Source organism: Bacillus sp. GMa5/1, assembly GCF_050172015.1.
Taxonomy (GTDB): Bacteria; Bacillota; Bacilli; order Bacillales; family Bacillaceae_G; genus Bacillus_A; species Bacillus_A cereus.
In genome coordinates this window covers 1-19696 of sequence record NZ_JBNLYC010000053.1, presented here as the reverse complement: position 1 = coordinate 19696, position 19696 = coordinate 1, and the positions used below count along the sequence as shown (strand labels likewise).

The following is a 19696-nucleotide window of genomic DNA, read 5'->3' as shown; positions in this document are numbered from 1 at the left end:
ATATATTCCGAGTGGCGCCGATATATTCTAATAATCGCTGATATATTTTCATTTTATAACAGTCTGGCCCAACTTTTATGAGAAAAGGTCGTGATATTATGTGGACACAACAAATAATCAACACGAAACGCGGTACATTTGAACTCTTTACAAAAGGAAATGGCGAATCGCTTTGTATTACACATCACTATTCACAATTTAATGAAACTGGTGATTACTTTGCGGATGTTTTTACTGCTACGCATCGTGTATTTCTCATTAATTTACGAGATACTGGTCGCTCTGTAACCGCCCAGTCAGAAAACGAATTAAGCATGATTGAAACAATCCACGACTTAGAAGCAATACGAGAAGCATTACAACTTCCAACATGGCATTTCGCCGGTCATTCAACAGGTGGTATGCTTGGACTTTTATATGCGATTACATATCCAAATTCCTTACAATCATTAGTCGTAGCAGGAGCTGCAGCAAGTAACTATACCGAAACACCATTTTGCATTTATCACCCAGCACATCCACAGTTTCATTATATGCAAAAACTCATCGAAAACTTAAAAAGCCCTCACCTTACAAGTGAAGAACGAAAAGAACTATCTACTGAGAGAACAAAATTATCATTGTATAAACCAGAAAACTACAACTCTTATTTTTGTAAACCAATCAATAAAACAATGTCCGTTAGCCGGATGAACGCTTTCGCCAATGAATATCCTTCATTTGATTTAAGAGAGTATTTACCTTTCATCCAAACAAAGACACTTATTATATGCGGAAGATATGATGTGCAGTGTCCAGTTCAATATTCTATCGAGATACATGATGGGATACGTAATTCTATCTTCATTCCATTCGAAAACAGCAACCATTATCCTTTTTTAGAAGAAGCTGATCAGTTTACTTCTACTACTCAAACATTTTATAAATCGTTAGTACCATTATTATTAAGAAAACCTAAACACTGACAAAAAGCTCATAGCCTCTATACGACTATGAGCTTTTTTCAAACGAAATATTTCACACTAAAAACAACTAAAAAAATAAAAGAAATAACAACTAAACCCACATCAAGTAATACCGACTTTTTATCTCTATCTTTTAAACTTACCTTAGAGCTAGAAATGCTTTTAATTACCCAAAAGATCGCAAAAAAGACCCAACCGAAATAATCATTCATAGAATCTTCATCATAAAACATTTGTATTGCACCAATAATCAATAAGATAAGTACGATATTAGTTCCAATCTTTAAAGCCTTGTTTGATTTATTATCTTTTAATATATCTCCCAAAATATAGCACGCCCCTCATGCTCTCCTCTGTTTTGTTTCTCTTTACATTTTAACATAAATTACCTATTCCTTCCTTTCCATTTGAATAACATACAAAAAAACCTGCCAATTACTCGGCAGGTATATTACACATTAAAACGATAACCAGCTCCCCATACCGTTTCAATATATTGCGGGTGAGCAGGATCTCTTTCAATTTTTTCACGTAGCTTTCTAATGTGGACGACAACAGTGGCTAAATCCCCAGCGGAATCTAATCCCCAAATGCGTTCAAATAACTGTTCTTTATTTAATACTTGGTTTGGATGTGTGACAAAGAATGTTAATAAATCAAATTCCTTCGTTGTAAACGCCACTTCTTCATTGTTTATAAAAACTTTTCTCGCTCGTTGATCGATAGAAATTCCGTGAATATATAACGTATCACGTTGCTTACTTACATTTCCTAATAATCTTTCATAACGGGCAATATGTGCTTTTACTCTTGCGACTAATTCACTCGGGCTAAACGGTTTCGTTATATAATCATCCGCTCCTAATCCGAGTCCGCGAATTTTATCTATATCTTCTTTTTTTGCTGAAACAAGTAGAATCGGAATATCTTTTACAGCACGTATTTGTTTACAAATTTCGAATCCGTTCATTTTCGGAAGCATAATATCTAAAATAATTAAATCATAGTCTTCTTGCAAGGCTGTTTGTAAACCTATTTCTCCTGAATGCTCTACATCAACTTGGAAATCATTAATTTCTAAATAATCTCGCTGTAATTCTGCAATACTTACTTCATCTTCTATTAATAAAATTCTTTTCAATTTACTCACCACATTCCTCTACTTTTTCCAATGAGAAGAAAATGCTTGTGCCTTTACCAAGCTCGCTTTCCGCCCAAATTTCCCCGCCATGTTCTTCAACAATTTGCTTCGCTATTGCTAAACCAAGTCCACTTCCACCTGTGCTAGAATTCCGCGATTGTTCTGCACGATAAAAACGTTCAAAGATATACGGCAATGTATCAGATTCTATACCTGATCCATTGTCCATCACTTTCACAATAACTTTATTATTATCACTCGATACTGTTACAGTAATTTTCTTCTCTTCTTTATCCATGTATTTCACACTATTATGAATTAAATTTGATATAACTCTATTGATCTTTTCGCAATCAGCCGTTACATATAGTGGTGATGCATGTAATTGTAAGTTAACTTCTATACCTTCTTTACTTAAATCCATTTGCATCTCTTCGATTAACTCTTGCATAAAAGTATTCAATTCAACCGTTTCAAACTGAAAGGGAACTCGATTCAAATCGAGCTTTGAGAATAAAAATAATTCATCAATAAGTGTATCCATATGTCTTGCTTTCGTATGGATAGTTGTTAAATACTTATCCATTTTTTCTGGCGTATTTGCTACTCCGTCCTTTATTCCTTCTACATATCCGATAATTGATGTAATCGGTGTTTTTAAATCATGAGAGATGTTTGAAATAAGCTCTTTTCGATTTTCTTCATACTGCGTTTGCATCTCTATCGATTCTTTTAATCTCTTCCTCATTTCCTCAAACCCTTGATTTAATTGCCCTATTTCGTCGTGTGATGTAATTGGTATTTGAAAATCTAAATTTCCTTCTTTAATTTTCTCCGTTGCGCCTTTCAATACAAAAATTGGTTTTATTACACTTCTTGAAACGAGGTAACTTAATAATCCAATGAGTAAAATGGCTAGTAGTAAAAGCGATACGAATAAGATTGGAAATAATTTTTGTGTAAGATCTACAAATGAACTTTGCTTTTTTAATACAAATATACTTCCCTCTTCTTCCTGAGGAAAATAAAAATCAAACTTTACATATCGATAAAATGTATCGCCTAGTTCCGTTGTACCACGACTATTAATATTTGCTGATTCAAATTTCGGAAGGGCTTCTTTTAAAGATACACTTTCAAATACGTTTGAAGCATATGAAAGTGTTTCTCCTTTTCTTACTACTATTTTCACACCCTCTTTTTCTATTGCTGAGACAAACGACTCATCTAACAATTGAGATTGATGCTGTTTCGCTGCTGACTTCAACTCAAGATAGGCATTCTCTTCTTCTGGTGTAAGCGGCTTTTGAATGTAAGAACTTTTATAGAAATTTTTCACTGCTTCCAAGTCACCTGTTATCGAAAAAACGATTAAAAATCCCGTGACTAATATAAGCGTAATGGAAACGAGGATAACAGCAATATAAGAAAATAAAAACCTTGTTTTAATAGACATATCTTAAATCCTCACTTTATCAAACCTTATTATTTATAAGCATAAAAATATATGTTCAATTACTCAAGCAATTTTATAGTAATTTTAGCGTCAGTTTATAAAAATTTAATGTTCCTATTTTACAGTTGGAATTAGGAGGTTGAAATTCCATGTTCAAAAAAACATTCAGTATGATATGTTGCGTAATTTTTTTACAAGGATGCTCGCAAGAACATGAAGTAAAAAAGGAGATGATAAACATGGAGACTGCACTACTAGCAGCTACTGAAAAAAATGAAACGAATACTGTTATATCTTTACTAAAACAAGGCGCAAATATAAATGCGACGGATAGTCAAGGACACACTCCGCTTATGATTGCTACATACAAAAATGATGTAAAAACCGCAAAGGCACTTATCGAAGCTGGTGCTGACGTAAATATCCAAGATAACATGAAAAATAATCCCTTTCTATATGCCGGTGCGGAAGGTTACTTAGACATTTTAAAACTAACAATTGATGCTGGTGCAGATCCTACGATTACAAATCGTTACGGCGGAACAGCTCTTATCCCAGCCTCAGAACATGGCTATATTGACGTTATAAAAGAACTCCTCACTCAAACAAATATTGATGTAAATCATGTAAATAACTTGGGATGGACAGCTTTAATGGAAGCCATCGTACTAAGTAACGGAAACGAAACACAGCAACAAGTCATTCGCCTTCTTATTGAGCACGGTGCAGATGTAAATATTCCAGACAATGATGGTGTTACCCCGTTAGAGCATGCTCGCGCTCATCACTTTGAAGAGATAGAGAAGATTTTGTTAGAAGGCCGTAAGTAAAAAGCTAATTTTTGCCTTCCTCCCCCACCCTATGCTACATTTAAGCCGTTACATTACTATTAATAGGGTGGGAATAAATATGAACAAACCTAAAATTGGGATGATTGGACTTGGAAGTATTGCGCAAAAGGCCTATCTTCCAACACTTACAAAAGAAACTGATTGGAATTTTGTAGGGGCGTTTACACCTAACGCAGAGAAAAGAAAACAAGTTTGCCAGCAATACCGAATTCAAGACTTTCATTCTATTGAAATGTTAGCTTCGGAATGCGATGCAATCTTCGTTCATAGTTCAACTGCATCGCATTATGAAATCGTTTCTGAACTTCTAAAAAAAGGGATCGACGTTTATGTTGATAAACCGCTAGCAGCTACAGTGGAACAAGCTGAGCAACTAGTCGAGTTGAGCGAGAAGTATAACCGAAAATTAATGGTCGGATTTAATCGCAGATTCGTTCCTATGTATGTCGCTGCCAAAGAACAGGCTAATGATATTTCATGGATTCGAATTGAAAAGCATCGTACAAATAAAGTCGGGCCATATACGTACGACTTCACTATGTTAGATGATTATTTACACATTGTAGATACTGCCCGTTGGTTAGCTAACGATGACCTTAACGTCGTTCACAATATGATGCAAATGAATGAAAAGAATGAACTTCTTTACGGACATCATACATATACAACGCCAAGTGGACTGTTACTTTCTACTGCAATGCATCGCCATGCCGGTACAAATTTAGAACAAATTGAACTTGTAACGACAGGAAAAATCATTCGCGTAAAAAATATGAATACATTTGAAATTGAACAGGAAAACTCAGTTTCACAAAGTGGTTCCCCATCATGGGATACGACGTTAAAACAACGTGGTTTTGAAGATGCTGTTCATCATTTTATTGAGTGTGTACAAGGCGATACAAAGCCTGTTGTAGACGGATTAGAAGGATTAAAAACGCAGCAAATGCTACAATCTTTACTAGATGATGTAAATAAAAATTAAAACGGATACATTTTTCAGAATTTACTTTCATTCCCATTCCCTCTTTATTTCTCTCGTAAATTTCTATAGAATATGTTGATAGGAATTATAAATTTCATAATGAATCGTGGAAAGGATGGGATTAACACATGTGGAACGAGTTTAAAAAGTTCGCTTTCAAAGGGAATGTAATCGATTTAGCTGTCGGGGTTGTAATCGGTGCTGCATTCGGTAAAATCGTTAGTTCTTTAGTAAAAGATATCATCACACCATTACTTGGTATGGTATTAGGTGGCGTTGACTTTACAGATTTAAAAATTACATTCGGTAAATCATCTATTATGTATGGTAACTTCATCCAAACTATTTTTGATTTCTTAATTATTGCAGCTGCTATCTTTATGTTTGTTAAAGTTTTCAACAAACTAACATCTAAAAGAGAAGAAGAAAAAGAGGAAGAACTTCCAGAACCAACAAAAGAAGAAGAACTTCTTGGCGAAATTCGCGACTTACTAAAACAGCAAAACTCTTCTAAAGATAGAGCATAATTGAACGGATAAAAAGGCATGTCCCTCGGGACATGCCTTTTCTATATGCTATAACGTTTCCGAATTCATATGAATAAATAAAATAATACCAGCAACCATAAGTACCATAATGCTACCTGCAAATAGTGTAATACCAATAAACATTAAACTTGTGCTCATATCTACTGATACACTTTCAATAAAAATAGAAATTACATACGTGATAAGGGCAATTCCTGCAAGAATACTTCCTGGAACAAATCGCTTTAAACCATTTTGTTTTAACGTCATATATGCAAAAATAGCAGTCATACAAAGCGTAATTATCCAAAGAACGATCATCTCTTTTCCCCCCTCACAAGCCTTTTCTTTCTATTATACATGACATTGCCCTATAATAGTTAAATTTGCACTTATGTGACATATAACAAGGAATAGCCCCATCTATAGCGAAGGCATTATGAAGAGAATCACGATACACTTTTTGAAGAAAGCATTATTCTTGTTAAAGCAAACAGTTTAGAGGATGCTCACGAACTTGGTAAAAAAATTGCTATGCAATCTGAAGATACGTACGATAATATGTAAGATGAGCAAATAACGTGGACGTTCCGAAAAGTGTTACATGTGTTTGAATTAGACGATACCCCATTTGAAACTGGAAAAGAATTGTACGCAAGATTTTTACATGTTAAGAAAAATGAAACTGTAGATACAGTAATTGAAAAATATTATCCTGAATATGAATAAAAGCTCACAGCAATCGCTGTGAGCTTTTTTATACTTACTTCGTTGAATCTCTAAATTGGATACGGTGAGGTAAGATAACAGTGTGATCTTCCACTTTTTCTTTGTTCATATACTTTGTTAATAGACGCATTGCTACTGCACCGATATCATACATCGGTTGAACAACTGTTGAAAGCTGCGGACGAACCATTAATGCAAGACGTGTATTATCGAAACCAAGTACTTCTACGTCAGTTGGTACGTTTAATCCAGCGTCTTGTGCTGCATGGATTACACCTAGTGCCATTTCATCAGAAGATACGAAGATTGCTGTTGGCTTTTCATCATTGCTCCAAAGCTTTTCGAATGCTTCGATACCTGAGTCATATGTGTAATCTCCATCGATTACAAGATTTTCATCATATGAAATACCAGCTTCTTCTAAAGCTTTTTTATAACCTTGTAACTTCTTCGCACTTCCCGCTTTATCAATGAAAGGACCAGAGACGAAACCGATACGTTTATGTCCTTGCTCGATAAAGTGCTTCATTGCATCATAAGCTGCTTGTGTATAATCAATATTTACTGATGGCGTTTCATTTTGCTCATCAAATGACGCTGCTAATACAATTGGTACTGGAGATTTTTTAAATTCTTCAATGTGAATGTCTGTAATATCTTCACCCATGAAAACAATTCCGTCCACTTGTTTTCCAAGCATCGTATTTAATAAATGGAACTCTTTCTCTTTGTTTTGATCAGAGTTACTTAAAATGATGTTATATTTGTACATTGTTGCGATATCTTCAATTCCACGTGCAAGTTCTGCATAAAACGTATTTGAGATATCAGGAATAATAACACCTACTGTAGTTGTCTTCTTACTTGCTAGTCCACGTGCTACCGCATTCGGGCGGTATCCTAAACGATCAATTGCTTCTAATACTTTCTTTCTTGTTGTAGGCTTTACATTTGGGTTACCGTTCACAACACGAGATACGGTAGCCATTGAAACGTTTGCTTCGCGCGCTACATCATAGATTGTTACGTTCATCTCATCGCACACTCCTTCTATTTTTGTTATCTATTTTTATGTATCGGTTACTTGAATGAAAAAAAGACATCAACTCTATTTGCAGATGCCACCAATCGTCCCGAGTTCTTCCTTTTACTAATGATACGATAAAAACGCAGGCTCATACAATATTTTCCCGCAAAAGTTTCGAAAAAATTCGCTTCTTTTCTCGTATTTTCGTATTTTTTATGAAAAAAGGGCATTTTTTGTAAAAAAATAGATGTTTCCTAAGTAGAAATCTTATTTTAAGCAGTACGATAGTAAATGAAATTTATATCGGCGATTTTTCGAATATATCGACTGTAACTCGAAATATATCAGCGATTTTCCAAATATATCGACCGCAACTCTAATTATATCAGCGATTTTTTAAATATATCAACTTACCAACAAAAATCGACAATGACAGTCGCTATACAATAAGAGAAAGCTGTTCCAAAATCCCTTTTTGGAACAGCTCATTAAAAGTTTTTATAATTTACTTCCAAATGATTTTAATTCATTCATAAAATCATTGAACTGCGGTATATTCATTTGCTGCGCCGCATCTGATAAAGCTACAGCTGGATCTGGATGTACTTCAGCCATAATTGCATCTGCACCAATTGCCATCGCTGCTTTTGCAGTTGGTAAGAGAAGGTCACGTCGCCCTGTAGAATGCGTTACATCGACAACGACAGGTAAATGTGTTTCTTTCTTTAAAATCGGCACAGCGGAAATATCAAGCGTATTACGCGTCGCTCTTTCATACGTACGAATACCTCGTTCACATAAAATAATGTTCCCATTTCCCTTTGCCATAATATATTCTGCCGCATTAATGAATTCTTCAATCGTTGCTGATAGACCACGTTTTAATAATACTGGTTTATTTACAGCACCAGCTGCCCTTAGCAAATCAAAGTTTTGCATATTGCGAGCACCAATTTGAATAACATCAACGTAATCTAATGACATCTCAATATCATTCGGATTTAAAATTTCACTAATAACAGCCAAATCATATTCATCTGCTACCTGGCGCAAAATTTGTAATCCCTCTAATCCAAGACCTTGAAAATCATACGGTGAAGTACGTGGTTTGAACGCACCACCACGCATTAATTTCAGACCTTTCTCTTTCATTGCTTCAGCAACTTGACGTACTTGTTCATAACTTTCCACTGCACACGGTCCCATAATAAAATGCTGATTTCCGTCACCAATTTTTTCACCATTAATTTCAACAATCGTATCTTCTGTTTTTTTCTTACGAGAAACAAGTAATGCTTTACGATGATCATCTTCTTGTAATTCTAAACCAGCTTAAAAAATTTGTTTGAAAATATGTTGTAAAGTCGAAGTTTCAAATGGACCATTATTATTCTCTGCAATTAAATCCAGCATATTTCTTTCACGTACAGGATCAAAACGTTTCACACCTTGTACTTCTTTTAAATTACCAACTTCTTGTACGAGACGACCTCTTTCGTTTAGTAACTCTAATATTTGTAAATTAAGTTGATCAATTTCAGAACGTAAACGACCTAATTGTTGTGATGCCATAAGAAAGCCACCTCTTTCAAATTCCTATATGTTACTTTTTTAAGATAACTTATTATAGCTGATACATATACGATTGTCACACGATATACAGCAATGAATTACTATCAAAAAACGTTGTATATTTTCATTTAAAATAAAAAAGACAGTTTACATACTGTCTTTTTTACAAGAAGGAAACAAACGGTTTATCACTGTTTTTCTCTTTTATAATCACAGCCTCGATTTTACTCTCGGACTTGATCTGTAATTGTACTTTCGCATCTTTAGGCAATTTGTCTAACATACCTTGCGCAGCCAATTGGGTAAGAGCCATTAATTCTGTTTTACCGTTATATTTAATAACAATATTCATATTTAATGTATCCATTTGATCTTTCTTATAAGAAACTTTAGCGTTGACTGGAATAAAATCTCCATTAGAAAAACCTTTTATTTCCTTAGCAAAGTTATTTATTTTTGTATTATCTTCTCCATGTGCTTGTGTAAATTCATCAGAAGGATATGAATACGACTTTTCATCAATTGTACTCCAATTTCCAAGGTTCGTATCATTCTTTTGAACAGTAGCACTAGCAATATACGTACCATTTTTTAAAGAACTAGTACTTTCTTGCTTAAAGATAGCAAACGTAATTGGAGATTTGTTATACTTATCATTTTTGTTAATAGCTTCAATAAGTTGTTTAGCAACTTCAGTCCCTTTAGACATAGCCTCTTCATTCGATACACTTGAAGACATAGCTAAGCCAATCATAACACCAGATAAACTTAATTCATTTGAATTCTGTTTTCCGAAATAGTCTTGTTCTATAATATTCGTCAAAACTGGCGCTTCTACTTTCGCAACTAGTTCATCAATTAGTTTCTCTGGAATATACTGGTTTAATTGCAGTACGTGACTCTCTGTATCAAATTGCTGCGTTGCAATATTTATTAAACCATTTTCATACTCTGCTAAATCTAATTTAGAATTTGTTTTTATATTAGCTGTATTAATAACCTTTTGTTCTTTTAAAGGAATAACAGTTCTATAATAATCTTTAGAAACAGCAGTTCTCGGAATCATACTTTTTTCTTTTGTATCTTTTTGTATAACTTCATCCTTCTTACTAATCGTATTACTATTGTTACTACAAGCTCCTAGTAATAAACTTACGACTGCGAAGGATAATGCCATTTTCTTCATTACTTAAAACCTACTTTCAACAATCTAGTTATTTAGTTTGAACTATTAATAGTGTACCACTAAATATATTTCAACAAAAACAAAAAAAAAGAAGCAAGCACCTTTAGCTTGCTTCTTTTTACTTTATATTCTCTTCTAAAGCATCTTTTTTAATATTCCAATGAGATGTATTCCATACTACCATCCCATCTTTTATGTATAGCACTTGCGGTGATTCATGTCTAATACTGTATTGTTCTGCAACACGATTTGACACATCTCTCGCATCTTGTACGTATAAGTAATACGCTGGCACTTCTCTTTCTTCGCTGCAATACGCTTGAAATTCTGTGTATGCACCGTGACTAATCGGGCATGTCGTACTATGTTTAAAAAGAACATACGGCTCGTTCTTTTCTACTAAGACTTCAAGCTCTTCAATTGTTTCAAGTTTTGTCATATTCATCACGATTCACCTCTCATACGAAATCTAGAGCGCTTCTCTTTCTTTTCAGCTTTTTTCTCAATTCTTTCTAATTTACGCTCTTCTTTTTCAACCTTCTTCTCTTGTCTCGACGCACGGTAATGATTGTATACTTCAATCGCCGCACTGCTCCACTGTACAACTTGCGCTACTTTATCAGCGTTATTTTCAATTTCGTCCGTTACAGAGTCCGATACATTACGAAGCTTCGTATTTAAAGATTGGATTGTCGTTCCAATCCCATCTACACCCGCTACCACTTTATTTAATGACTGTGACTTCTGTTGAATATCATCAGCTAACGCATTCGTTTTATGTAATAATTGCTCTGTCTCTACGCTAATTCCTTGCATTTGCTTTTCTAAACCTTCTAACGTACTTGCAACGTTTTCCAACGTCTTCTGAACCGATAACAACGTTCTGCATACATACACTACTAATACTGCAAAAGCAACCGCGATAATAGCCGCACTTACATATAAAAGAACTTGCATTTCATCACTTCCTTTATCTTTTTCATACTTTCCCCTATTATACAATCATTTTCCGTTTCATTCTAATCCCTATCTCATCATTAGAATTTTCATACTTATTCGTTAACTGTAACATAAATCATTCAACAAATTCCACTAAGTAGGTTACAATAGGAGAGGATACATAATTAGTAGGGAGGCTTTACATATGAAAGATCCACGTATTGAAAAGTTAGCATACAATTTAATTAACTACTCTATCCGCTTACAAAAAGGTGAAAAAGTATTAATTGAAAACTTTGGCTTACAAAAAGAACTTGTAACTGCACTTGTAAAAGAAGCATATGCAGCTGGTGGTTTCCCATTCGTCTCTTTAAAAGATCATCAAGTAGATCGCTCTTTATTAATGGGTGCTACTGAAGAACATTTCGAACAAATCGCTGCATATGAAGCAAGCGTAATGAAAGACATGGACGCTTATATCGGCCTTCGCTCTGGCGATAATATTAATGAACAAGCTGACGTTCCAAGTGAGCGTATGAAAGTTCATGGCCAAACAGTTGGTAAAAAAGTTCATAGAGACATTCGCGTTCCAAAAACACGCTGGGTTGTTCTTCGCTACCCAAATGCTTCTATGGCACAGCTTGCTAAAATGAGTACAGAAGCTTTCGAAGACTTCTACTTCGAAGTATGTAACTTAGACTACGGTAAAATGGATAAGGCAATGGATAGCCTTGTTACATTAATGAATAAAACAGATAAAGTTCGTTTAACTGGTCCTGGAACTGACTTAACATTCTCTATTAAAGACATTCCAGCAATTAAATGCTCAGGTCATTTAAACATTCCAGACGGTGAAGTATACTCTGCACCAGTTCGTGATTCTGTTAACGGTACAGTTTCTTACAACACACCATCTCCTTACAACGGTTATACATTTGAAAATGTACAACTTAAGTTTGAGAACGGTCAAATCGTTGAAGCAACTGCAAACGATACAGAGCGCATTAACAAAATCTTCGATACAGACGAAGGCGCACGCTACGTTGGTGAGTTCGCAATTGGCGTAAACCCATACATCTTACATCCAATGGGAGACATCCTATTCGATGAAAAAATCGATGGCAGCTTCCACTTCACTCCTGGACAAGCTTACGACGATGCATGGAACGGCAACAACTCGAACATCCACTGGGATTTAGTATGCATCCAACGCCCTGAATACGGCGGCGGCGAAATTTACTTCGACGACGTACTAATCCGTAAAGACGGACGCTTCGTTGTACCTGAACTAGAAGCTTTAAACCCAGAGAACTTAAAATAATAATAAAAACGCTCGGAATTTTCGCCGAGCGTTTTTATTTCTTCCCTACCATTTCTATTTTCACATGTGGATTTTCTTTCTCTATAAGCCCCAAGAATTCATCCATATTTTGCGGCATCGCAACGATATGTACTTTATATGCATTCGTCGTAATTTCAAGAGACTTTCCGACCTGACGTATAATTCTCACATCTTTTAATACAATATCATCATTTAAAATACCGTACTTTAATACGCCATTTTCTACTTTATGTTTTTTAATAAATACTTCCCAAACGAGTGGTACATTTACAATGAAGCATAAACCCATCCCAATCAACGCTGACATCCAATGCGCTTTATTAGTGAAAAGCATGACAATTGGATATATAAACATAAAAGCTAACGTAAGACAAACGAAAATGACTACTGACTTACTTCTTTGAATTGGAAAGTTCATACCTACACCCCCTAACCTAAATTATACCACTATTTCCATTTTGCTTCATAGAAAAAGGCCATTTCTAAATGACCTTTTACACAATGTACCTATAAAATTTCTTATCTACCTGTAGCACCGGAAAGTTTTTCGGCAACTCGTCTATACTCACACTTTCAAAACCATTCTTTTCATAAAAACGATGTGCCGCTAAAAATTTTACTGTTGTTCCTAAGTAAATATCTTTCAATTTTTTATCCTCAGCCCATGAAATTGCTGTTTGAAGCAACATATGTGACGCGCTCCATTCTTTTCCGCGAAACTCTTTCTTCACGAACATTTTTCTTAGCGCTACTTGAAGATTCTCAATATCTAATAAAGCTACTGTTCCAACTACTTTCCCATCATAAATTGCTACCCAAAAGTTTCCGTGATCCTTTTGATAGAATGTTTCTATTTCAAGTAAATCAGGTTGCTCTTCTTTCGTAATGGGAACATTATATTCTTTTTGCTGAATATGAACGATAAGATCTACTACTTCCTCTTGAAACGTACTTTCATATGGAACAATACGAATCTTCTCGTTCATCGAATCTCTTTCCATTCTGAAGCTAGTAAACTATATACAGCGATATCATGAAAATGATCATATAGCCATTCTTCATCTCGTAAAATACCATCTAACTTAAATCCTAAACGTTCTGGAATTGCGCGGCTCTTCGCATTTCCAACACCGCACCGAATTTCAATTTTATTCAACTTTAAATTTTCAAATGCATAGTGAAGTACAGCCTTTACGCTACGCGTCATAATACCTTTCCCGCCAGCATCTTCTGCAAGATAATACCCAAGACTCGTCGCTTTCTTCCCCCAGCTCACTGGATGAATGCCTACCATCCCAACGAGCTTTCCTTTGTAACGGATACCACTTTCAAAACCGTCTCCCTCTGCAAACTTCTTTAACCACATCGGAAAAATCTCATCATAAGCATTAGCAGATTTCGTCCCATCTACCCAAGGGAGCCATTTTCGTAAATGATTACGGTTTTGATCTATTAATTGATATAGTTCCTCCTTATGATGCTTCTCTAATAACTGTAATTCGATTTCATCGTCTACTCGAAGTGTGAACATGTTTTTTGGTCCCCTTTTTATTTTTCTTATTATTCTAACATTTATAACTAAAGAAATACACGCTAATATATCGACTTATCGACTAACCTCAAGAATCATATATGCCAACATAGCACACAAAAAAGACGCATAGCCAAGCTATGCGTCTTTCCTATTACTTCTCTGCAACTTGAACTTCTTTTACGTAAGCTGCTTCGAATTTTTGGATGTCTCCTGCGCCCATGAAAATTAGAACGCCGTTTTTATGTTTCTTTAATACATCCGTTGTTGTATCTGTAATTAGTTCTGCACCGTCAATACGCTTTTGCAGATCTTCGATTGTTAATTCACCTTTGTTTTCGCGTGCTGATCCGAAAATATCACATAAGTATACTTGATCAGCTTTGCTTAGGCTTTCTGCGAACTCATCTAAGAACTTTTCTGTACGTGAGAATGTGTGTGGCTGGAATACAGCGACAATTTCACGCTCTGGATGTTTTTGACGAGCAGCTTCAATCGTTGCATTAATCTCTGTCGGATGGTGTGCGTAGTCATCGATGATTACTTGCTCTCCCATCGGCTTTTCATTAAAGCGACGTTTTACGCCTTCAAAAGTTGTTAATTGATGTTTTACTGCTTCTACATCAACATTTTCATAATGGCAAAGCGCGATTACTGCTAACGCATTTAATACGCTGTGATTGCCGTATCCTGTAATTTTGAACGTATCATAGTACGTGTTACGAACGAATACATCGAATATCGTGCCATCTGTTCTCTTTTGGATGTTGCGTGCTTGGAAATCATTATCTTCTCCAAATCCATAGAAAATAACAGGTACTTTCGCTTGAATTTTTTGAAGTTCTTCATCATCTCCACATGCAATAATGCCTTTTTTCACTTGCAATGCCATCTCTTGGAATGCACTGAATACATCATTGATGTCTGCAAAATAATCTGGATGATCAAAATCAATATTCGTCATAATTGCATAGTCTGGATTATAAGACAAGAAATGACGACGATACTCACAAGCTTCAAATACAAAATACTTACTATTTTCTACCCCATGCCCTGTTCCATCTCCAATAAGGTAAGATGTTGGGTGTGCACCTTGCATTACATGGGCTAACAAACCTGTTGTTGATGTTTTTCCGTGTGCACCAGTTACAGCAACACTTGTGTATTGGCTCATCAGGTCACCTAAGAAATGATGGTAACGATGGACTGGGATGTTTAATTCTTTTGCTGCTACGATTTCTTCATGCGTATCAGGAAATGCATTTCCTGCAATAATCACTTGTCCTTCTTCTACATTATTCTTATCAAAAGGAAGGATCGAGATACTACGCTTTTCCAACGCTGTTTGTGTAAAGAAACGCTTTTCATAATCAGACCCTTGAACAGTATGCTTCATATCATGAAGAATTTGCGCTAATGAACTCATTCCTGTTCCTTTAATTCCTACAAAATGGTAAACTGTCATCTTAAAGAACCTCCAACATTTCGAACTAATACAACGGCCTATCTATAAGACAGTATATGAATCTTTTCTTATTTTGGTAATCATCATACATTTTTGATGTAGTGAAGTTATTCTTCCCTTCACTTATCAGGATAAACTCGTACGTACTTCTTTATATATCCATAACAAGTCCATTATAGCAAAAAAGAAGCCGCTATACTATGATAACAGAAAAACTGATAGGGTCAATCACCTATCAGTTTTTCTCTCTTTTACATCTCTTCTCTTTTTTCTAATTGAACACGCTCTAAACGTGGGTTTGGACGATATTTACGACCAGCTTTTGCTTCTGGTTTCCCATTTAATTCTACATTATCACCAGTAAAGCCAATATTCATTTTTAATAAGCTACTTCCTACCCCGTATATGTCAACAGGTACGTTTTGAGCTTCAAATTCACGAATACGCTTCTCATCAAATCCACCAGTTACAACGATGTCTACATGCTGGAATCCTTCTTCATCAAGTGCTTTACGAAGTGCGAATACAAGCGATGGGTTTACACCACGTGGATCGAATGTTCCAAGTACTTCTGGGTGGCGAATGAAGTATTGATCAATCATCGTGCGGGACGTATCTACACGTACACCTTTTAATGTTGATCCAAATTCACGCGCTACGCGAAGTGCATCTGTAATGACATCATTGTTGTAATCAATTAATACAACTAATTCATCTTCTGGGAATTTCTTATGATATGCTTTTGCCGCTTCTACAACATCACCATTAAACATTTGAATTAATGCGTGAGGCATCGTCCCCATACCACTTTTGCCCCACCATTCATTCATCGCATGCGTCGCTTGTGCGCTCATACCTCCGATGTATGCTGCATAACCGTCACCAGCTTGTTGTGTATAATGATCGTCACGATCTCCCATGAAAATAACTGGTTTTTCTTTATCTACGCTACGCGCAGCTTGGACAACGTTATATACGTTTGTCGCAACCGATGTACGACGAGCTAAAATCCCATCAATGACACCTTCTAAAAATCCGAAATTTTCATAAGGACCATGAATTGTTAACACTGTTTCAAATGGACTAATTTTATCGCCATCTTTTAAAGAGTTAATCTCAAGTTCCTCAGGATTTTTAGCGAATGTTTGTAGCAACGCAATTACTTCATCCGTTCCGCAAAGAACTGCATTTTCCTTTTGGAAAAATTGCATCGTTACAACACTTTTCGGGCGAAATTCTTCGATGATTTCTCTAGTCTTTAAAAAGTAAACGGCAGAGAACCACCCTTCTCCAACACGTTCGTCAAATTTAAATGTTTTATTTGTTAGTCTATTTATTTCACCTTTTAATTTTAATTCAATTTCTTTCATGTCGCTTTACTCCCTACTTTACTATCCAACATTTTCTCTTAGTATACAGCATAACCGTTTACTATACATTTGTTTCCTGCATAGCAGCGAATTCATCCTCAGAAATAAGGACATCTCTTGGCTTCGTTCCTCTTGCTTCAGAAATAATTCCTTGCGATTGCATCTCTTCAATGAGACGTGCTGCGCGATTATAACCGATGCGGAATTTTCGCTGTACAGAAGATGTGGACGCTCCCCCTTGTTCTACAACAAATTGACATGCTTCGAAGAACAATTCGTCTTCCGACTCAGCTTGTTCTGTTTTCGCTAATAAATCCTCTTGCTTAAATAAGTAATTCGGCTTCATTTGCTTTTTCACATGATCAACTGTCTTTTCAATCTCATCATCTGATACATATACACCTTGTACACGAACAGGCTTAGATGTACCGTTCCCTAAGAATAACATATCACCACGGCCAAGTAATTTCTCCGCGCCACCAATATCGATAATCGTACGCGAATCAACTTGAGATGATACAGTAAACGCAATACGCGTTGGAATGTTTGACTTAATTAAACCTGTAATAACATCTACAGATGGACGCTGCGTCGCTACTAATAAATGAATACCACAAGCACGTGCTTTTTGCGCAATACGACAAATCGCTTCTTCAACATCACCAGGTGCTACCATCATTAAGTCGGCTAACTCGTCAATGACAATAACGATATAAGGTAATGTTTCTCCCGGAATTTCTCGCTCACTTACAATCGTATTATAACGAGTTAAATCACGAGCACCTGCGTGCGCAAACAATTCATAACGACGTTCCATTTCCTCAACTGCCCATTTTAATGCAGCTGTTGCTGCTTTTACATCCGTAATAACAGGTGCTACAAGATGTGGAACAGCATTGTATGGTGCAAGCTCAACCATCTTCGGATCAATTAACATTAACTTCACTTCATGTGGTTTCGCTTTATATAAAATACTCGTTAAAATCGCGTTAATACACACACTTTTACCTGAACCCGTTGCACCCGCAATAAGTCCGTGCGGCATTTTTCGAATATCCGTTACAATTGGATCCCCTGAAATATCAAGTCCAAGCGCAACAGTAAGCGGTGATTCACTCTTTGTGAATACAGGACTTCTTAAAATTTCGCGAAGAAATACTGGCTTACTTTCTTTATTTGGAACTTCAATTCCAATCGCACTCTTCCCTGGAATCGGTGCTTCAATACGAATATCTTTCGCAGCTAAGCTTAACTTAATATCATCACTTAAATTTGTAATTTTATTTACTTTCACACCTGGGTCTGGCTGCACCTCAAAACGAGTTACTGCTGGCCCTTGCGATACATTAATAACATGTGCTCCAACGTGAAAATTATTAAACGTTGTATCTAATAATTCTTTCTGCTCCTCTAACCATTCTGTATTATCTAACGCTGATTGCTGTGGAATCGACAACAGCGCTAATGGCGGAACAGTGTATGTCGGTGGTGTGTGCAATACATTTCGCATATCGTTCTCTCTTTGATTTACAACATATGCTTTCTCTTGTACTTCCGTACTTGAAATTGGCTTTTGTACTTGCTCTACCACTACTTGCTGTATTGGTTGTTCTTCCACTTGTGGCTCTGCTACTACTTGCTGCACTGGGTGCTCTTCCACTTGTGGTTCTGCTACTACTTGCTGCACTGGGCGTTCTTCCACTTGTGGTTCTGCTACCACCTGCTGCATTGGTTGCTCTTCCACTTGTGGTTCTGCTACCTCTTGCTGCACTGGGCGTTCTTCCACTTGTGGCTCTGCTACTACTTGCTGCATTGGTTGCTCTTCCACTTGTGGTTTTGCTACTACTTGCTGCACTGGGTGCTCTTCCACTTGTGGTTTTGCTACTACTTGCTGCACTGGGCGTTCTTCCACTTGTGGTTCTGCTACCTCTTGTTGCACTGGCTTATTCTCTACTCGTACATTAGCAGAAGGCTGCATTGCATTTGCTCTAGCTGCATGTCTTTCCATTAATCGTGTTCTATCTTGTTTCAACATAACAACATTAAATGGTACATGACGCTTTTTTTCACGTTTTGGTTCTTCTTTTTGTACAACTGGTTGCTCTTCTGCAACTGGCACTTCTTCTACAACTCGTTGCTCTTCTACGACCGGTGCTTCTTCTACAACTCGTTGCTCTTCTGCGACTAGTGTTTCCTCGGCAACTGGTTGTTCTTCTACGACTGGCGCTTCTTCTACAACTGATTGCTCTTCTACGACCGGTGCTTCTTCTACAACTTGTTGCTCTTCTGCGACTGGCGCTTCTTCTACAACTGGTTGTTCTTCTGCAATTAAAACATCCGCAAAGCTTTGAACATCTTTCTTCGTTTGTTCATCAGCCTCAGCAACATATATGAATTCACTCTTTTGTTCAATTGCTTCATCTTCTTGCTGAATTTCCTCAAGTGCTACAAATGTCTCTACTACAGGCGCGTTTATTTCTGCAATTACTTCAGCTTCTTCTGACTCTTCTGCTTCCGCAATTACTTCCACTTCTTCTGACTCTTCTACTTCCGCAATTACTTCAGCTTCTTCTGACTCTTCTACTTCCGCAATTACTTCCACTTCTTCTG

At 36.3% G+C, this 19696-nt stretch carries 19 protein-coding genes and 2 pseudogenes; 6 read left to right on the top strand and 15 right to left on the bottom strand.

The window, feature by feature from the left end; genetic code table 11:
* Nucleotides 1-77 precede the first annotated feature (77 nt).
* Nucleotides 78-965, top strand: a complete 888-nt coding sequence (locus ACQGSG_RS14705; RefSeq protein ID WP_114556459.1) for an alpha/beta fold hydrolase — start codon at nucleotides 78-80, stop codon at nucleotides 963-965.
* Nucleotides 966-1003: 38 nt separating this feature from the next.
* Here the strand turns inward: ACQGSG_RS14705 and ACQGSG_RS14700 are convergent, their stop codons facing one another.
* The 3 genes from ACQGSG_RS14700 to ACQGSG_RS14690 form a co-directional block, all read right to left on the bottom strand.
* Nucleotides 1004-1294, bottom strand: a complete 291-nt coding sequence (locus tag ACQGSG_RS14700; RefSeq protein ID WP_076774657.1) for a hypothetical protein — start codon at nucleotides 1292-1294, stop codon at nucleotides 1004-1006.
* A gap of 122 nt (nucleotides 1295-1416) precedes the next feature.
* Nucleotides 1417-2106 carry a response regulator transcription factor gene (locus tag ACQGSG_RS14695; RefSeq protein WP_001986686.1) on the bottom strand — a complete coding sequence of 230 codons (690 nt, stop codon included), beginning with the start codon at nucleotides 2104-2106 and terminating at the stop codon, nucleotides 1417-1419.
* 1 nt (nucleotide 2107) lies between these two features.
* Nucleotides 2108-3562 carry a sensor histidine kinase gene (locus ACQGSG_RS14690; RefSeq protein WP_044584907.1) on the bottom strand — a complete coding sequence of 485 codons (1455 nt, stop codon included), beginning with the start codon at nucleotides 3560-3562 and terminating at the stop codon, nucleotides 2108-2110.
* 149 nt (nucleotides 3563-3711) lie between these two features.
* Between ACQGSG_RS14690 and ACQGSG_RS14685 the strand changes: the two genes are divergently transcribed.
* The 3 genes from ACQGSG_RS14685 (at nucleotide 3712) to mscL (ending at nucleotide 5925) form a co-directional block, all read left to right on the top strand.
* The gene (locus tag ACQGSG_RS14685; protein ID WP_044584908.1) at nucleotides 3712-4392 is read left to right on the top strand and encodes an ankyrin repeat domain-containing protein; all 681 of its coding nucleotides are present in this window, start codon (nucleotides 3712-3714) and stop codon (nucleotides 4390-4392) included.
* A gap of 79 nt (nucleotides 4393-4471) precedes the next feature.
* On the top strand, nucleotides 4472-5398 hold the full coding sequence (locus ACQGSG_RS14680; RefSeq protein WP_030028586.1) for a Gfo/Idh/MocA family protein: 927 nt from the start codon (nucleotides 4472-4474) through the stop codon (nucleotides 5396-5398).
* A gap of 128 nt (nucleotides 5399-5526) precedes the next feature.
* Complete coding sequence (mscL, locus tag ACQGSG_RS14675; RefSeq protein WP_000267003.1) at nucleotides 5527-5925, top strand: large-conductance mechanosensitive channel protein MscL; 399 nt, start codon at nucleotides 5527-5529, stop codon at nucleotides 5923-5925.
* A gap of 48 nt (nucleotides 5926-5973) precedes the next feature.
* Here mscL and ACQGSG_RS14670 read toward each other — a convergent pair whose 3' ends face one another.
* Complete coding sequence (locus tag ACQGSG_RS14670; protein ID WP_000636589.1) at nucleotides 5974-6246, bottom strand: DUF3917 domain-containing protein; 273 nt, start codon at nucleotides 6244-6246, stop codon at nucleotides 5974-5976.
* A gap of 114 nt (nucleotides 6247-6360) precedes the next feature.
* Here ACQGSG_RS14670 and ACQGSG_RS14665 point away from each other — a divergent pair.
* Nucleotides 6361-6654: pseudogene (locus ACQGSG_RS14665) on the top strand (DUF4288 domain-containing protein); the annotation flags it as partial.
* A gap of 34 nt (nucleotides 6655-6688) precedes the next feature.
* On the opposite strand, the gene ccpA reads toward ACQGSG_RS14665, so the two are convergent.
* The 5 genes and pseudogenes from ccpA to ACQGSG_RS14640 all read right to left on the bottom strand — a co-directional run bounded on the left by ccpA (nucleotide 6689) and on the right by ACQGSG_RS14640 (nucleotide 11396).
* The gene (gene ccpA / locus ACQGSG_RS14660) at nucleotides 6689-7687 is read right to left on the bottom strand and encodes a catabolite control protein A (protein WP_001103297.1); all 999 of its coding nucleotides are present in this window, start codon (nucleotides 7685-7687) and stop codon (nucleotides 6689-6691) included.
* Nucleotides 7688-8179: 492 nt separating this feature from the next.
* Nucleotides 8180-9253 (bottom strand): annotated as a pseudogene (locus ACQGSG_RS14655) (bifunctional 3-deoxy-7-phosphoheptulonate synthase/chorismate mutase).
* Nucleotides 9254-9416: 163 nt separating this feature from the next.
* Nucleotides 9417-10439, bottom strand: a complete 1023-nt coding sequence (locus tag ACQGSG_RS14650) for a CamS family sex pheromone protein (RefSeq protein ID WP_000738025.1) — start codon at nucleotides 10437-10439, stop codon at nucleotides 9417-9419.
* A gap of 118 nt (nucleotides 10440-10557) precedes the next feature.
* Entirely contained in the window at nucleotides 10558-10884 is a 327-nt protein-coding gene (gene ytxJ / locus ACQGSG_RS14645) for a bacillithiol system redox-active protein YtxJ (RefSeq protein ID WP_001057469.1), read from the bottom strand.
* Nucleotides 10884-11396 (bottom strand): DUF948 domain-containing protein, encoded by a 513-nt coding sequence (locus ACQGSG_RS14640; RefSeq protein ID WP_001197720.1) that lies wholly within the window; start codon nucleotides 11394-11396, stop codon nucleotides 10884-10886. Before ACQGSG_RS14640 ends, ytxJ begins: the two co-directional genes overlap by 1 nt.
* 187 nt (nucleotides 11397-11583) lie before the next feature.
* Here ACQGSG_RS14640 and ACQGSG_RS14635 point away from each other — a divergent pair, with 187 nt between their 5' ends.
* The gene (locus ACQGSG_RS14635; protein WP_000654731.1) at nucleotides 11584-12699 is read left to right on the top strand and encodes an aminopeptidase; all 1116 of its coding nucleotides are present in this window, start codon (nucleotides 11584-11586) and stop codon (nucleotides 12697-12699) included.
* A 34-nt stretch (nucleotides 12700-12733) separates the two neighbouring features.
* Here the strand turns inward: ACQGSG_RS14635 and ACQGSG_RS14630 are convergent, their stop codons facing one another.
* The 6 genes from ACQGSG_RS14630 to ACQGSG_RS14605 all read right to left on the bottom strand — a co-directional run.
* Nucleotides 12734-13138 (bottom strand): PH domain-containing protein, encoded by a 405-nt coding sequence (locus tag ACQGSG_RS14630; RefSeq protein ID WP_001010627.1) that lies wholly within the window; start codon nucleotides 13136-13138, stop codon nucleotides 12734-12736.
* A 76-nt stretch (nucleotides 13139-13214) separates the two neighbouring features.
* Nucleotides 13215-13706 (bottom strand): GNAT family N-acetyltransferase, encoded by a 492-nt coding sequence (locus tag ACQGSG_RS14625; protein ID WP_025966469.1) that lies wholly within the window; start codon nucleotides 13704-13706, stop codon nucleotides 13215-13217.
* Entirely contained in the window at nucleotides 13703-14251 is a 549-nt protein-coding gene (locus ACQGSG_RS14620; RefSeq protein WP_325842509.1) for a GNAT family protein, read from the bottom strand. The genes ACQGSG_RS14625 and ACQGSG_RS14620 overlap by 4 nt, the downstream gene beginning before the upstream one ends.
* 154 nt (nucleotides 14252-14405) lie before the next feature.
* Nucleotides 14406-15716, bottom strand: a complete 1311-nt coding sequence (gene murC, locus ACQGSG_RS14615) for a UDP-N-acetylmuramate--L-alanine ligase (RefSeq protein WP_000219468.1) — start codon at nucleotides 15714-15716, stop codon at nucleotides 14406-14408.
* Between the two features lie 251 nt (nucleotides 15717-15967).
* On the bottom strand, nucleotides 15968-17086 hold the full coding sequence (locus tag ACQGSG_RS14610) for a nicotinate phosphoribosyltransferase (protein WP_000658370.1): 1119 nt from the start codon (nucleotides 17084-17086) through the stop codon (nucleotides 15968-15970).
* Nucleotides 17087-17147: 61 nt separating this feature from the next.
* Nucleotides 17148-19696: DNA translocase FtsK (locus ACQGSG_RS14605; protein ID WP_426947557.1), on the bottom strand; the 2549-nt coding region annotated here is incomplete at its 5' end.